A 15,160-nucleotide genomic window follows, 5' to 3' on the forward strand; every position below is an offset into this window, starting at 1 on the left:
GTGGTCCGGTGCCGCAACGAAGTACTCGACGAGGTTTCCTGACCGTGACCGGGGCCGCCGCCGCGCTGGCGGTCACCGGCAACCTGCCGGAGATCGAACGGGCCGACGCCGGCTCCACCGGCCGGCCGGACCGGCGCGACCCGTTCACGCTCGGGGTCGCCTCCGGTGATCCGCTGCCGGGCGCGGTGGTGATCTGGACCCGGCTGGCGCCGGAGCCACTTGCGCCGTTCGGCGGGATGGACCGCCGCCCGGTGTCCGTGCAGTGGCAGGTGGCCGAGGACGAGCACTTCCGCCGCGTCGTCCGGCACGGCACCACTCAGGCCCGGCCCGAGGCGAGCCACTCGGTGCACGTCGACGTCCGCGGGCTGCGGCCCTGGCGGCACTACTGGTACCGCTTCCGTGTCGGCAACCAGCTCAGCCCGGTCGGCCGGACCCGGACCGCGCCGGCCGACGACCAGACCGTGCCGGTGCTGACGATGGCGTTCGCCTCCTGCCAGGCCTGGTGGGAGGGCTGGTACACGGCGCACGCCGACCTGGCCCGGCGCGAGCACGACGTGGTGTTCTTCCTCGGCGACTACATGTACGAGTTCGGCATCGACCGGGGGATCCGCCCGCACTCGAATGAGGACTACGTCACCCGCGAGACGGTGACGCTGGACGAGTACCGCAACCGGTACGCGTCGTACAAGATGGACCCCGACCTGCAGGCGGCGCACGCGTCCGCGCCCTGGGTGGTCACGATGGACGACCACGAGGTGATCAACAACTGGGCGGACGAAGCCCACCCGAGCGCCCCGCCGGCCCAGTTCCTGGTCCGGCGCGCGAACGCCTTCCGGGCGTACTGGGAGCACATGCCGCTGCGGCTGGCGCAACTGCCGAAGGGCCCTGACATGCAGCTCTACCGGCGGATCCGGTTCGGCCGGCTGGCCGAGTTCAGCGTGCTCGACACCCGGCAGTACCGCTCGGACCAGGCGTACGGCGACGGCTCGAAGGCGCCCGGCCCGGAGACGCTCGACCCGGCGCGCACGCTCACCGGCGCCGAGCAGGAGCGTTGGCTGCTGGACGGCTGGACCGCGTCCCAAGCCCGCTGGAACGTGCTCGCCCAGCAGAACGCCCTGGCCCAGCTGGACGTGAAGGACGGTCCGGAGATCCTGGTGCCGATGGACACCTGGGACGGGTACGCCGCGTCCCGCGACCGGGTCCTCGGCGGCGCCCACCAGCGCCGGATCCGCAACCTGGTCTCGATCGGCGGCGACCTGCACCGCAGCGTCGCGTCGGACCTGAAGCTGAACTTCGCCGATCCGGACTCGCCGACCGTCGGCAGCGAGTTCGTCGGCACGTCGATCACCTCGGGGCTGGACGGCATGGACCTCGACCCGGGCGGCGCCACGCTGCTGCGGGAGAACCCGCACATCAAGTTCGGCAACTTCCAGCGCGGCTACGTCAGCTGCACGATCACCCCGCGGCGGTGGATCTCCGACTACCGCGTGGTCGACCGGGTCACCGTTCCGAACGGCACCGTCAGCACCCGCGCCCAGCTCCTCGTCGAGGACGGGCGCCCGGGAATCCAGAAGCTGTGAGGAGACCAGCGATGAAGCGCTCCGCCCGCCGTACGGCGTTCACGGTGACCGCAGCGGTCACCGCCACGGTCACCGCCTCCACCACCGTTTCGATGCTGACGGCAACAACTGCGCCGGCCGGGCGGCCGGCCGTCGTCGCCCCGGCGGCGGACGCGGCCTCGGCCGACGCGGACACGGTCTCCGCCGGCGCCGGCCGCCCCGGCGGCATCCTGGTCTCGGCCGCGCCGCAGCAACTGAGCGTCGTCGGCCTGCCGTGCTTCCCCGGAACGCTCGCCCTGACCATGACCAACACCGGGTCCGAAGGCGTGTACGCCGACCTGACCGTGACCCCGACCGGTCCCCTGCAGCTGTCCCGGCAGCTGTTCTCCTCCTACCTGCCCGCCACCGAGCCGGACCAGCCGGTGAGTGCCCCGGTCGAGGTGCGCGTACCCCGCGAGGCGCAGCCGGGCGCGTACCGCCTCGATCTGCAGGTCGACCGGACCAAGCTCACCGTGCCCGTCCAGGTGAACCCGCTGCCACCGAAGGGCCCGGGCAGCAACCTCGCGCTCGGTGAGCAGCCGAGCGCCTCGTCGACGCACGGCAACTTCGCGGTCTGCGGCGCGCTGGACGGCGACAAGGACTCCAAGCACTGGGACACCCTGACCGGCTGGAACGACGGCACCCGCGCGGTCTTCCCGGACAGCTACGACGTCGCTCTCGCCGCGCCGGCGACGATCGACCGGGTCGAGCTCTACACGCTCGACTCGGCCCGCTACCCGGCCCGGGCGAACGGTCTGCGCGACTGGGACGTCCAGGTCCGCACCGGCACCGGCGACTGGCGGACCGTCGCCCAGGTTCGCGGCAACACCCGCGGCCATGCCACCTCGACGTTCGCCCCGGTCGAGGCCACCGCCGTGCGCATCCTCGCTCTGGCCGCCAACGACAACGCCTACTCCCGGATCGTCGAGCTCGAGGTCTACGGCGGCTGACTCAGCGCAGGTGGGAGGCGCCGTTGAAGTCGAGCACGGCGCCGGACGACCAGCCGGCGGCCGGGGACGCGAGCCAGTGGACCGCCGCGGCGACCTCTTCGGCGGTGGCGACCCGGCCGAACGGGCTCTGCGCACGGATCGCCTCGCCGGCCGGGCCGTCGAGCAGCGCCGAGGTCATGTCGGTGGCGATGAAGCCGGGCGCGATCGACGTCACCGTGATGTCGTGCGGCGCCAGCGCGACCGCAATCGACTGCCCGAACGCGTGCAGCCCCGCCTTCGCCGCCCCGTACGCCGGTACGTCGGGCTCGCCGCGGTAGGCCCCGCGTGACCCCACGTTGACGATCGCACCCCTGGCGACCCCCTCGGCCGGGTCCCGGTCGATCATCTGCCGGGCCACGCACCAGGTCAGGTGTGCCGCCCCTTCGAGATTGACCGCGAGCGTGCGCCGCCACGCCGCCACCCACTCGTCGTACGGCGTCTCGGCGATCGGGTGACCGACCCGGCGGGACCCGGCGACGGGTTCGTCGACGTACAGGGCGGCGTTGTTCACCAGCACGTCGATCCTGCCGAGCGCCGCGGCCGATTCGTCAACCAGGACAGGGATTGCGGCCGGGTCGGCGATGTCGGCCGCGAGCACGGCATGGCCGTCGCCGGGCAGCTCCCGCCGGATCGCCTCGGCCTTGTCGACCGCACCGCGGCAGTGCAGCACGACCCGGTCGCCCGCGGCGGCGAACACCTTCGCCACCTCCGCCCCGACACCCCGCGAAGCACCGGTGACAAGCACACCTCTGGACACCCTGGACCCCTCTCGTCGGCGGAGCCTCAGTCTGCCCGTGACAGCATCCGTGCCGCCAGCTGGCGACAAAATGACATCACAAGGGGTTGACGATGACGTCACTTTGACGTCATGCTTGCTGCCATGGAACTTGACCACTACCTCGAGTCGGTCCGCCGTAGCGTGGAGAACGCCACCGCGTTGGCCGACGACCAGACCCGCTCCGTGGCCCAGCGCCTCGGAGCCACGCTGGATGACGCGGGCCGCCTGGCCCTCATCTCAGCCCTGTCCGACGCCGCCGGCGAGATCAGCCGAGAGCTGTCCCCCGGATCGGTCGAGCTCCGGATGGCCGGCGGCCGCCCCGAGTTCGTCGTCACCCCCGCCCCGAGCCAGCTGGCCGGCGCGGACGACGACCTGGACGACGACACCGACGACCACGACACCGGCGCGACCGACCTCGCCCCGGACGCCGACGAGCCGACCGCGCGGATCACGCTGCGGCTGCCGCTGTCGGTGAAGAACAAGGTCGACGAAGCGGCCACCGCCGAGGGCATCTCCTCGAACGCGTGGCTGATGCGCACCGTGATGACCGCGCTGACCGGCGACCGCGGCCGCCGCGGTCCGCGGCCGCCCCGTCCCCCGCGCCCGCCGCGCGGCGGCATCTTCGGCCCGGACGGCCCGCTCGGCCCCGACGGCCCGCTCGGCCCGGACGGCGTGTTCGGTCCCGACGGCGTGTTCGGCCCGGACGGACCCTTCGGTCCCGACGGCGTCTTCGGCGACGGACGCCGGGGCGACCGGCGGGGTGAGCGCCGCGGCGACCGTGACCGCGACCGTGGGCACAAGCACGGCCGCGGCGGACGCGGCCCCGGCCAGCGGATGACCGGGTGGGCGCAGTGAGCGCCTCCGGTCAGTTGGTCGCCGAGGCCGGCGAGATCACTCGGGTCCGGGTCGAGATCGGCGCCGGCCTGGTGGAGATCACCCCCACCGACGGCGACCAGACGTTCGCCGACCTGGAGGTGAGCGGCGGCGACGCGGACGACGTCGTCTTCGAGGTCATCGACGGCGAACTCGTCGTCGAGGGGCCGAGGAACGCCCGGCGCGGCCCGGACATCACCGTCCGGATCCAGACGCCGGCCACTCTGGACGTGCGGATCAAGACCGGGTCCGGCGACGTCGTCGCCCGCGCGCCGCTGGGCACAGCGCGGCTGTCGACCGGCTCCGGCGACATCGGACTCGACCGGGTCGAGGGGGTGCTCGCAGCCAGCACCGGCAGCGGCGACCTGCGCGTCAGCGACGCGGTGGGACCGGTGCGGGCGAACACCGGCTCCGGCGACATCCACATCAGCGAAGCCGCTGCCGGGGTGGGACTGTCCACCGGGTCCGGCGACGTCCGGATCGGCGACGCGGCCGGCCCTGCCACCGTCAAGGTCGGCTCGGGCGACATCACCATCGAGCGGATCCGGGACCACTCGGTCGCCACCTCCGGCTCCGGTGACGTCCGGGTCGACCTGGCCGACGGGCCGAGCGTGCGGGCCGAGACCGCCCGCGGCGACGTCCAGATCGGCGTACCGGACGGAGTGCCGACCTACCTGGACCTGAAGACGGTCACCGGTCAGATCCAGTGCGACCTGGAACCGGGCGAGCAGCCGGCCGAAGGCGAGCGTTCGCTGGTCCTGCGGGCGCGCACGGTCTCCGGGGACATCACCGTCCTACGGGCCTGAAGCAACTAATTCACCGACCGCACAGCACACCGGGACGACCTGAGGAGAGATCACGATGATCACCGAGCACCAGGAAATCGCACGGCACCAAGTCACCGAGCAGCTTCGGGCCGCCGAGCGGCGGGGCCTGCGCAAGCAGGAGCGCGACGCGCAGCGGACCGCGCGTGGCGTCAACGCGCCGCGGCGCGAGCTGGCCGGCGTCCTGCGCCGGCTGGCCGACCGGCTGGAGCCGCAGCCGCGGCCCCGGCGGGCCGGGCTGTCACTCGTCCGCTGAGGTGTCACACAGTTGCAGGAAGTTGCACTCTTCCCGGCCCGGCACACCCCGATCGGCGGCCCGTTCGCGCTGCTAGCGTTCCGCTGGTCAGTGGTGCCGGACTCGGGAGAAATGTAGATGTTGCGTCAGGTATTCGCCACTACGGCCGCGGTCGCGCTGCTGGCCGGCTGCAACGGCGGAGACGACAAACCCTCCGCGGACAACACCGCGCAGGACGGCTCGAGCCAGTCCCCCGGTACGCCGAGCGTCCCCGCGCCGACGCCGTACGATCCGCCGAAGGCCTTCCAGGCCGTCGCTGCGTCGGCACTGCCGAAGGAGAACAACGACAGCACGTTCGACCCGCTGGTCGGCATGGTCGGCACCACGGCGGTGGCGAACACCTTGAGCGGCGCCACCGGCCAGAGCGTGACCGGAACCGCGAACGCCTGGTGGACGCCGTCCAGCGAGACCACCGACGACAGTGTCCGCACCAACGACGCAAGCCGTCCGGCCGCCGTTCAGGTGGACGGCAAACCGGCCGTCGCGATCGCCTACTACCAGCGGGTCCAGGGCGGCGGAACAGCGAAGCCGGGCGTCCGGGTGCTGTTCCGGTGGCTCGACCCGCTCGACGGCAAACCGATGTCGGAGGCAACCGTCGACGCCACCGCGCTGCTGGGTGACAACGAGGTCGACAGCAGCCTGCCCGGCGGCTTCACCGACCTGGCCGTCGATCCGGCCACCGGCCGGCTCGCGGTCGGGCTCGCACCGACCAGCTTGATCGGCGCGAAGTCCGGCGTGATCACCGTGATCGCCGACCCGGCCACCGGCAAGGGCGTGGCCGTGCCGTTCATGAAGCCGGCCGGGATCAGCAAGGGCGTCCTGGTCGGAGCGCAGGGCAAGAGCAACACGCAGCGCTCGGTGGCACTGGTGGACGCCGCCACCGGCAAGGTGACCAAGTCCGGCCTGCTGCCCGGGCTGGAAGGGCTGAACCCGACGGGCGGCAGTGGGAAGTACGTCTACCTGTACGGGCAGAAGTACGACAAGAACCTCGGGCTGGCCGGCGACCAGGTCGGGTACCTGTTCGCGGTCGACCCGGCCACCGGCGCGGTCGTGCAGACCAAGTCCGCGGTGAAGGAGACCCAGTACCTGCTGCGCTACGCCTGCCGGACCGACGGCCAGAAGACGGTCGTCTGCGCGGCGGACCGGGCCGCGGCCGACGAGCAGGAGATCGTCGCCTTCGACGACACCACCGGCCAGAAGATCTGGGGCTACACGGACAAGAGCGCCGGCCGGGTGGTGCCGGAAGTGACCGCGGTCTGGCACGGCATGGTCTACGGCACTGTCGAGAAGAAGCCGGTGCTGCTGAACGCCCTGACCGGGCAGGACGTTCCCGTCCCGGCGCCGACCCCCAGCACGCCGCCGACCGACCCGGTCTCGCCCGCGCCCACCGACGGCAGCACTCCCACCGAGGGCGGTACTCCCACCGACGGCGTCACTCCCACCGACGGCGTCACACCGTCCGACGGGGTCACGCCGACCTCCGGGCCGGTCCCGGCGCAACCCGACGACGAACTGCTGTCCCCGGAGAGCGTCTCGGAGTACGGCGGTGCCTACCTGCGCGAGGACGATCTCGCGTCCGACCCGACGGCCGGCACCCTCCAGGTCCTGAAGGCGGTCGGATGACGCCCGGAGGCGCCAACCGCGCCCTGCGTCCGTTGATCGCGACAACCGCCGCCCTCGTCCTGCTGGCCGGGTGCGGCAAGAGCGGCGACGACAAGCCGCAGGCAGAGCAGAGCCCGGGCACGCCCGAGGCCTCGGCGTCCTCGACGCCGTCCGGTCCCGGGCTCGCGTCGTTCGAGCAGCCCAAGGCGTTTGCGCCGGTGTCCGCGATCGCCGAGAGTTCCACCGGGACCAGCAACCTGTTCGCGATCGAGGCCGGCATGGTCGGGCCGGCCTCGCTGTACGCGCTGCGCAGCGGACTGACCGGCCGCACGCTGACCGCGAACAGCTGGCAGGTCCCGTCGTCCGACGTGCCGACCACGACGACGTCGGACTTCACCGCGCCGATGGCGGTCCAGCTGGACGGCAAGGAAGCGATCGCGACGGCGTACGTCCAGCGGGTCCAGGGCAGCGGCACGCAAAAGCCGCACGGTCAGGTCGCGTTCCAGTGGATCGACCCGGCCGAGGGCGACATCCTCGCCACGGCCGCGTTCGACCTCACCCCGCTGGTCGGGCCGGGCAACGGAGGTGGACGACTGATCAGCCAGGCGTACGACGCCGCGACCGGGCAGGTGGCTGTCTCCCTCGGCGTCGCGACCCAGGACGGCAACGCCAAGTTGCGTGACCTCACCGTCTTCGCCGACCCGGCCACGAAGAAGGCCACCGGAATCCCGTCGCTGCGGGTTGGCGGCGTGCTGAACGGGGAGGTCGTCGGTGCGCGCGGGGACCAGCACGAGAGCGCGAAGAACTCGGCGATCGTCCAGGTCGACGCCGTCGCCGGCACGGTCCGCAAGACCACTGCAGTCCCGGCGATGAACTACCTGACCCCGGTCGGCACCGGCGGCAAGCACGGCTACTTCGCCGGCAGCGGGTACCAGCAGGACTCCACGTCCGGTCGCTACCTGAGTTCGGTCTTCGCGGCCGACATCGCGACCGGCACCGTGGTGGACAACAAGTTCCCGATCGCGGAGAGCCGGCCGGAGCCGACGTCCTGTTTCTCCGACCACGTCAGCTCGGTGGTCTGCCACCGTGCCACGGCGATGCGGGAGGCACAGGTCGTCGCCGGGTTCGACGACACCACCGGGAAGAAGACCTGGGGCTACGACTCGACGTCGGCCAACCGGGTGGTCCCGTTGGTGACCGCGGTGTACAACGGGCTCGTGTACGGGTCGGCGGACGACACCGCGGTCGTGCTGGACGCCAAGACCGGCCAGGACGTTTCGGTGCCGACCCCGACGACCGGCGCGTCACCGACCGACGGCTCCCCGACCGACGGCGGCAGCACCCCGCCGGACAGCGGCACCCCGTCCGACGGTAGCTCGCCGGCCGGCACCCCGACGTCCGGCAGCGGCAACCTCGGCGGCTGGGGCGACCTCTCGCTGCTGCACGGCAAGCCGAAGTCGCCGGAGATGGTGTCGAAGTACGGCAGCGTGTACCTGCAGGACGCCGGCAGCAAGGCGCCGCTGGGCACCGAGAAAATCCTGGTGGTCCAGAAGGCGATCGGCTGACCTCACCGACAACGAAGGGCCCCGGCGCGGACGTCCGCGCCGGGGCCCTTCCACCTGCTGTGCCGGGTCAGATGTCGGTGCGGTGGAAGTTCTGGTGCGAGCGCGACGGTGTCGGGCCACGCTGCCCCTGATAGCGCGAGCCGTACTTCGTCGAGCCGTACGGGTGCTCGGCGGGCGAGGACAGCCGGAAGAAGCACAGCTGGCCGATCTTCATGCCCGGCCAGAGCTTGATCGGCAGCGTCGCGACGTTCGACAGCTCCAGCGTCACGTGCCCGGAGAAGCCCGGGTCGATGAAACCGGCGGTGGAGTGGGTGAGCAGGCCGAGCCGGCCCAGCGAGGACTTGCCCTCCAGCCGCGCCGCCACGTCGTCGGGCAGCGTCACCAGCTCGTACGTCGACCCCAGCACGAACTCACCGGGGTGCAGGATGAACGGCTCGTCGCCCTCCGGCTCGACCATCCGGGTCAGGTCGGGCTGTTCCTCGGCCGGGTCGATGTGCGGGTAGCGGTGGTTCTCGAACACCCGGAAGAACCGGTCCAGGCGCACGTCGACGCTCGACGGCTGCACCATCGTTGCGTCGAACGGGTCTAGCTGGACCCGTTTCGCCTCGAGCTCGGCCAGGATGTCGCGGTCGGAGAGCAGCACGCAGGCACAGTAGCGCAGCCCGGCCGTCCGGCGGCAGGGCGCACCAGGCGTGCGCCGCCACCGGTGCTGCCAGGGCGGGTCTCGCGATTCCGCGCCGGGGGCGGGACGTGACGGGACGCGCCCTCGTGGCGACGGCCCGACCCAGTCGCTCGGTGGCGACTCGATCCGCCGCGGTCCGGACCCCTCAGCTCTCCGGAAAGCGGCACATCCTACGGGCCGTCGGCAACAGCTTCACCGTCCGTCGTGAGTCCTGCCGGGCCACCTCGGCCCGGACCGGCCCACGCTGGGCGGCACCGGCGTCAGCCGGCCAGTTTGTTGAACTTCGAGACCTGGTTGGCGAAGGTCTTCACCTGGGTCGGCGACCAGTCCTTCAGCAGGTCCTCGATCACCCGGTGACGCTTCTTCCGCGCCGCGGCCAGCTTGCGCTTGCCACTGGCGGTCAGCGTCAGCAGCGTGGCCCGGGCGTCGGACTTGTCGGCGGCCCGCTTCAGTAGACCCTCTTCCTCCAGTCGCGCGCAGGCCCGGCTGACCGGACCCTTGTCGACCTCGAGCGCCGCCACCAGGTCCGCCATCCGCACGGGTGCGAGTTCCTCGACGTGGTTGAGCAGCGCGTACTGCGCCGGTTCCAGGTCCGGGTGCGCCTCGTCGGACAGCGTCCGCTGCAGCCCGCGCAGCCGGCGCGCCATCGTGACGAGCTCCCGTTCCAGATTGTCCAGCGCGTCGTTCGTGTCAGTTGCCACCTGTTCACCCCTTCTTTGTTGTTGCCCCGCAACCATCTTGTCCGGTCCTGGTCAGGACCGCATCCTCACGTTGCGTCCATTGTTGCCCCCGGCAACGCGTTCTAATCTGCCAGAGTTCGGGCCCCGTGCCCAGCCCTTGGGCGCGGGTTTGTGGAAAACTGCCCATTCACCCCCCGTGCAAACCGCCCCGCCGACCAGGTATGATCCAACGCGTTGCCAGCGCGCGGGTGTAGTTCAATGGCAGAACATCAGCTTCCCAAGCTGACAGTGCGGGTTCGATTCCCGTCACCCGCTCCACCGCCGGACGCCGTTCCCGGTCCCGGTCAGGCGCCTTCCGATCCGGAAGGCGCCTTTTCACTTTGTTCTTTTCGGCCGAACGGCCGCCACGCCGGGCTATTCGAATGTCAACTGATCCCCGGGTTTGACCGGTGCGAGACCGGGTAGCCGACGCGACTGCGGGCCATTGGCATCGAAGCGGCCGCTGCACAGCATCTGACACAGAAGGCGGTAAACGGTTGCCGTGAGATAGTTTCGGCTGGTTGACTCCAGCGGTGAGGTTGTTCCCTTCCGCCCGGGAGTTGCTGTGGAGCTCAGTCGTCGCCGCCTGCTGTCGTTCGTCCCTGCCGCCACCCTGCTGACCGCCGTACGGCCTGCACCGGCTGCTGCCGGTTCTACCGCGGCAGCAGGAGCTGAAGTGGTGGGTCCTGCCCAACTACTGACAAACCTGGCCGGCATCTTCGCCGGGACCGCCGAGGCCAACGCGCGTCCGGAGGTCGCCGCCAAGCTCGTGGCGCTCGACCAGACCGCGCGGACCTGGCTGACCGCGATGGACCGGGCCGGCGCGAACGAGGTGTTCGCCGGTCTGCCGCTCGGCACCAGTGATCCGAACCTGAGTGCGTCGTTCCAGCACCTGTACGAGATCGCGCTCGCGGTCCGCCGGCCCGGTCCGGCGTCCGACCTGCAGGGCAACAGCGCGGTGCGGACCAAGGTGCTCGACAAGCTCCAGTGGTTGCACGCGAACCACTACGGCGACCAGGCCAAGGGGTACTACGGCAACTGGTTCACCTGGGAGATCGGCATCTCGGGCTTCGTCGGCAAGACCCTGGCCCTGCTCGACGCCCCGCGCGACCTGGTCACCACGTACCTCGCCTCGATGGACGCCTACCTGCGCAACGGCGTCAACGGCGACGTGAACCTCGACTCGCGCTTCCACACCGGCGCGAACCTCGCCGACATCACCACCAACCGGGTCGTGCAGGGCGCGCTGCTCGGCGACGACCTGCGGATCCGCAAGGCGCTGCAGGACCAGTTCACCGTGTTCGCGACGATCGACCCGTACGACCTGAAGCACGGCGTCACCGACGGGTACTACGCCGACGGCTCGTTCATCCAGCACAGCTCCGTCGCCTACACCGGCTCGTACGGCAAGGCACTGCTCAGCCGGGTCGTGCAGACGGTGAAGATGCTCGACGGCACCGAGTACGCCGCGGCCGACGACCTGGTGAAGGTGGTGCAGGGCTGGGTGGAGACCGGCTTCGCGCCGCTGATCTTCGAGGGCTGGATGATGGAGATCGTCAAGGGCCGCGCGGTGTCCCGGCCCGGCACCGGGTACGACGACGTGGCGGTCGTGGTCGAGGCGGTCGTCGACCTCGCCGACTACGCGGCGCCGGCGGACGCGGCCCGGCTCCGGTCGTACGTGAAGTTCACCGCCCGGCCGACGCTGAACCCGAACAGCTTCGTCTCCCCGGTCAGCGTGGCCCGGTTCGCCGACATCGTCGCCGACGCCACGATCCAGCCCGCCGACCTCAACCCGGTCGCGAGCAGCGTCGCCTTCAACGCGATGGACAAGACCGTGCACCGGCGGTCCGGCTACGCGTTCGCGCTGGCCCGGAACTCGGAGCGGATCAGCAAGTACGAGTACATGAGCGGCGAGAACCTGATGCCCTGGTTCCAGGGCGACGGCGCCTACTACCTGTACCTGTCCGGCCAGGACCAGACCCAGGCCTACGGCGTCGACTACTTCACCACGGTCTCGCCGTACGGGCTGGCCGGGGTCACCGCGCCGGTCGAGCAGCGCCGGACGATCCCGCAGCTGTACGGCACGGCGTACTACAACAACCCCACGCACCCGTTGCACTTCACGCCGTCGTCGGAGTCGCAGAACACCTACGTCTACTTCCCGCGCGGCACCAACCAGCACTCCGGCGGCGCCACCCTCGGCCCGTACGGCGCGGCCGGGTGGGTGCAGTCGGACGACTACGCGTACGCCCAGCGCGACCAACTGCCCGAGGACTTCGTCGTCTACCGCAACGCTTCGGCAACCAAGTCGTGGTTCCTGCTCGACGACGAGATCGTGGTGCTGGCCGCGGGCGTCGGCGACTCCGCCCGCGCGGTCACGACCACGATCGACGCCCGCCCGTCGGTGACGACCGCGCCGATCACCCTCGAGGGCGTACTCCGCACCGGACGGAGGTGGTCAGGTCCCGGCACCGCTGACCTGCGCTGGCTGCACTACACGAACGGCACTCAGTCCGTCGGCTACTACTTCCACCAGCAGGCCACCACCCGCGTCGATCTGACGCCGGTCACGCGCAGCCGTCGCCTGGTCCGCACGGCGAACCCGGACACCGCCGTCACCCGCAACGTCTTCTCACTCAGCCTCGACCAACCTGCCGGCACCCGTACGTCCCACGCCTACTCGCTGCTGCCGAACGCGTCCCGCACCGCGCTGCACACCCACCGCCCGGTCCGCGTCCTCACCAACACGCGTCGCGCCCAGGCGATCCACCACGCGGGGCTCAACCTCACCGCTGCCAACACCTTCGCCGGCGGACCGCACGTACTGCCCGGCCTGCTGATCGACGGCCCGGCCTCAACGCTGCTGCAGGCGAAGGGGCGGCAGGTGACCGTCGCGGTCTCCGATCCCACGTTCGACCGCACGACGATCTCCCTCACGATCCCCGGCCGCTGGTTGCGTCTCGCCGAGCCCGCCGCCGGCGTGCAACTCACTCACGGCCTGCTCGGCACCCGCCTGAGCTACCGCACCCACAACCTCCACGGAGCCACCCTGAGCGCAGTGCTCCGCTGAGCCGAGGTCAGTCCTCGCAACCGATCCCGTCGTTGTCGGCGTCGAGGCGGTAGACGTCGGAGCCGGTCACCTGCACCGGCCCGGCGACATACTCCGGTCCGTTGCCGCTGCCCCCTGAGCAGTCGACGTCGCTCGCGATCGGCACGCACCCGCTGTAGTTGGGATCGCAGCCACCGGTGCTGGTCTCCTCGGCGGCCTTCTTGGTGCCGATGGTGGTCACTTCGGCCACCGGCTGCCGGGAGACCACCCGGCGTACCAGCCGCTTGCGTACCTGGACGCCGTTCTTCGACGTCACCTCGTACGTGAGCCGCTGGACGCCGGCCCTGCCTTTGGTGGTGACCACCCGTTCCCCGCTCTCGAGCGACGCGTCCTTCTCCGTCACCCGCCGGAACGCCACCGCCCGCGTCTCCACCACCAGCCGCCGGACAAGAACCGGCGCACTGGGCCGCACCGGCTGCGCCGCCTTGCTCGGCGGCGACTCCGGCACCGGGCTCGACGGCGTACTCGGCGGCGGGTTCGACGGCGTACTGGTCGGCGCCCGGCTCACCGGAGCGGCGGCCGGCACCGCCGATCCGGCCGCGGACGGATCACCGCCACTCTCCGCGGCACAACCCCCGACCAGCCCGGCCAACCCCACCACGACAACGACCCATCCCCCACGCATGCCGACACCATCGTCCTCCGCACCGCCCTCGGCAAGGGCTCACGCAGCTCGATCAGCGGACCAGCTTCGGTCGACGCCGATCCGGCCTGCGATTCCCGCGCACCGCCACCAACCCCGGATCCGCGGTACGTACGACTCACCCGGTGCTTGTCAGACCTGCCTAACGCACCGGCGTCCATCGCGGCGCCTCGACGCCCACGCCGCTGAGGTGCGCGGTGCGGACAACCCATCCAGACGCAGAGAGGCTAGTCACGCCCTGGGAGTCCACGTAGGTCGTCACCGAGCTCATCGGCGGGGATGTCATGACCCGAATCGAAGCTCTTGAACGTTGCCGGTCCTTGGCGCTTGCCTGTCTTGTACGCGTAGCAAACCTCCAACTGCCGGCAGTGTCCACAGAACCGGCTGGCTACGAACGGGGACAGACTCAGCGGACCACTGGGGCCGAGGACGTAAAACATCTCGTCGGCGACCGGCCGCGACCAGGTGAAGGTCTGCTTCTCGAAGTCCGGATGGTCGCCCATCACTCGTCTGGTGACGACCGCAAAATTGTCCGTGCGTGGTTGGTACGACGAGGAGACCGTCAGGAGCCAAGGCACGTCCTCCAGGAAGCGAGCTCGGTGCAGAGCTCCTTCCAGATGTGGCCTCAAGGTTGCTAGCCGAAGCGTGGCCTCCTGCCGTGTGTGTGGCTTGTCTCCATGGGCGGCACGGTTGCGCTCATTCCGCAAGACGTTCAAGTGGTCCACAACACTCGGTTCGTCCGGGCGACTTTCCAGTGCTTCACGGAAACCTGGAATCAGCGCCGGGTGCGCGGTGACCAGTGCGTTCAAACTGGCTAGCCAGTTGGTCCACGTTCCGAACATCGCACCGCTGCCGACATAGGCTTGCTTCAGCCTTGCCAAAGCAGGTTCGGCAAGCAACGCCGTGTCACTTCCCGAGCCCGTCCGAGCATGGTCCTTCAGCAGGGCGGCAGCCGTCACGCTGATCACGATCGCGAGGGTTTCCCCTGCATCGATCACCGCCTCATATTCATCCCTTGGCGTGTGTGCCTGCTGCACAATGCGAACCGCCCGCGCTATGGGGTGCGGAAGAGACCTTCGTGCTGCACTGAACGCATCAGATGAACCGCTCGAGTGAGCAGCCCCTGGTGGCACCGTTACCTGAGCGACTGGCATCACCTGAGGTACAGTCGGCGCAACGTGCCATGGGAATTCCGGCACCTGAGGACCGTGGTGGGCTCGATCGGCCGGCAGTTCAAGGGCGTCCTGTAGCCGATGCGGAGCGGTCGACCGGGGTGCGGGCTGGACCAACGGCGCAGTTCCGTGTGTCGGCCGTCCCGGCGCGTCCGGGCGAACCTCTTGCTGCGAACGCTGCGCCCGGCGCCAACGCCACCTCCGGAAAAGCAAGCGCAGCCACGCCGGTAGTACGCCGAAGGTTCCGCCGAAAAGCACAATTCCCAAGGGGATGTCGACCCAGAGGGGTGATGAACTCGGCACCTCGCTGG

At 70.6% G+C, this 15,160-nt stretch carries 13 protein-coding genes and 1 tRNA gene; 9 read left to right on the forward strand and 5 right to left on the reverse strand.

Features of this window, described 5'->3' with window-relative positions; translation table 11 throughout:
• Window positions 1-44: 44 nt before the first annotated feature.
• A complete protein-coding gene (locus KFLA_RS33865) occupies window positions 45-1,580 on the forward strand; it encodes an alkaline phosphatase D family protein (protein WP_237706662.1) in 1,536 nt (511 codons plus the stop codon).
• 11 nt (window positions 1,581-1,591) lie between these two features.
• On the forward strand, window positions 1,592-2,548 hold the full coding sequence (locus KFLA_RS33870; RefSeq protein ID WP_012924358.1) for a discoidin domain-containing protein: 957 nt from the start codon (window positions 1,592-1,594) through the stop codon (window positions 2,546-2,548).
• Between the two features lies 1 nt (window position 2,549).
• On the opposite strand, the gene KFLA_RS33875 is transcribed toward KFLA_RS33870, so the two are convergent.
• On the reverse strand, window positions 2,550-3,332 hold the full coding sequence (locus KFLA_RS33875; protein ID WP_148256806.1) for an SDR family NAD(P)-dependent oxidoreductase: 783 nt from the start codon (window positions 3,330-3,332) through the stop codon (window positions 2,550-2,552).
• Window positions 3,333-3,467: 135 nt separating this feature from the next.
• Between KFLA_RS33875 and KFLA_RS37730 the strand changes: the two genes are divergently transcribed.
• From KFLA_RS37730 to KFLA_RS38055, 5 genes are all read left to right on the forward strand, one after another.
• The gene (locus tag KFLA_RS37730; RefSeq protein WP_012924360.1) at window positions 3,468-4,220 is read left to right on the forward strand and encodes a collagen-like protein; all 753 of its coding nucleotides are present in this window, start codon (window positions 3,468-3,470) and stop codon (window positions 4,218-4,220) included.
• On the forward strand, window positions 4,217-5,044 hold the full coding sequence (locus KFLA_RS33885; RefSeq protein ID WP_148256807.1) for a DUF4097 family beta strand repeat-containing protein: 828 nt from the start codon (window positions 4,217-4,219) through the stop codon (window positions 5,042-5,044). Before KFLA_RS37730 ends, KFLA_RS33885 begins: the two co-directional genes overlap by 4 nt.
• Window positions 5,045-5,099: 55 nt before the next feature.
• Entirely contained in the window at window positions 5,100-5,318 is a 219-nt protein-coding gene (locus KFLA_RS33890) for a hypothetical protein (RefSeq protein ID WP_012924362.1), read from the forward strand.
• A gap of 117 nt (window positions 5,319-5,435) precedes the next feature.
• A complete protein-coding gene (locus KFLA_RS33895; RefSeq protein WP_012924363.1) occupies window positions 5,436-6,980 on the forward strand; it encodes a hypothetical protein in 1,545 nt (514 codons plus the stop codon).
• Window positions 6,977-8,524 (forward strand): hypothetical protein, encoded by a 1,548-nt coding sequence (locus KFLA_RS38055; RefSeq protein ID WP_012924364.1) that lies wholly within the window; start codon window positions 6,977-6,979, stop codon window positions 8,522-8,524. Before KFLA_RS33895 ends, KFLA_RS38055 begins: the two co-directional genes overlap by 4 nt.
• A gap of 67 nt (window positions 8,525-8,591) precedes the next feature.
• Here KFLA_RS38055 and dcd read toward each other — a convergent pair whose 3' ends face one another.
• Both dcd and KFLA_RS33910 read right to left on the reverse strand, forming a co-directional pair.
• Window positions 8,592-9,167 carry a dCTP deaminase gene (gene dcd / locus KFLA_RS33905; protein ID WP_012924365.1) on the reverse strand — a complete coding sequence of 192 codons (576 nt, stop codon included), beginning with the start codon at window positions 9,165-9,167 and terminating at the stop codon, window positions 8,592-8,594.
• 299 nt (window positions 9,168-9,466) lie between these two features.
• Window positions 9,467-9,907, reverse strand: a complete 441-nt coding sequence (locus tag KFLA_RS33910; protein ID WP_041289607.1) for a MarR family winged helix-turn-helix transcriptional regulator — start codon at window positions 9,905-9,907, stop codon at window positions 9,467-9,469.
• A 223-nt stretch (window positions 9,908-10,130) separates the two neighbouring features.
• On the opposite strand from KFLA_RS33910, the gene KFLA_RS33915 reads away from it, so the two are divergent.
• Window positions 10,131-10,204: transfer RNA gene (locus KFLA_RS33915), tRNA-Gly, on the forward strand.
• 286 nt (window positions 10,205-10,490) lie between these two features.
• Window positions 10,491-12,995 (forward strand): polysaccharide lyase family 8 super-sandwich domain-containing protein, encoded by a 2,505-nt coding sequence (locus tag KFLA_RS33920; RefSeq protein ID WP_041289608.1) that lies wholly within the window; start codon window positions 10,491-10,493, stop codon window positions 12,993-12,995.
• Between the two features lie 7 nt (window positions 12,996-13,002).
• On the opposite strand, the gene KFLA_RS36135 is transcribed toward KFLA_RS33920, so the two are convergent.
• Window positions 13,003-13,659 (reverse strand): G5 domain-containing protein, encoded by a 657-nt coding sequence (locus KFLA_RS36135; RefSeq protein WP_012924368.1) that lies wholly within the window; start codon window positions 13,657-13,659, stop codon window positions 13,003-13,005.
• 245 nt (window positions 13,660-13,904) lie between these two features.
• A complete protein-coding gene (locus KFLA_RS37740) occupies window positions 13,905-14,714 on the reverse strand; it encodes a DUF4145 domain-containing protein (protein ID WP_148256808.1) in 810 nt (269 codons plus the stop codon).
• Window positions 14,715-15,160: the final 446 nt, after the last annotated feature.

Source organism: Kribbella flavida DSM 17836 (assembly GCF_000024345.1).
Lineage (GTDB): Bacteria > Actinomycetota > Actinomycetes > Propionibacteriales > Kribbellaceae > Kribbella > Kribbella flavida.

Coding starts and splice junctions, on each gene's coding strand:
- KFLA_RS36135 (WP_012924368.1), bottom strand. CDS start 13,659: ATGCGTGGGGGATGGGTCGTTGTCGTGGTGGGGTTGGCCGGGCTGGTC.
- KFLA_RS38055 (WP_012924364.1), top strand. CDS start 6,977: ATGACGCCCGGAGGCGCCAACCGCGCCCTGCGTCCGTTGATCGCGACA.
- KFLA_RS33895 (WP_012924363.1), top strand. CDS start 5,436: ATGTTGCGTCAGGTATTCGCCACTACGGCCGCGGTCGCGCTGCTGGCC.
- KFLA_RS37730 (WP_012924360.1), top strand. CDS start 3,468: ATGGAACTTGACCACTACCTCGAGTCGGTCCGCCGTAGCGTGGAGAAC.
- KFLA_RS33870 (WP_012924358.1), top strand. CDS start 1,592: ATGAAGCGCTCCGCCCGCCGTACGGCGTTCACGGTGACCGCAGCGGTC.
- KFLA_RS33890 (WP_012924362.1), top strand. CDS start 5,100: ATGATCACCGAGCACCAGGAAATCGCACGGCACCAAGTCACCGAGCAG.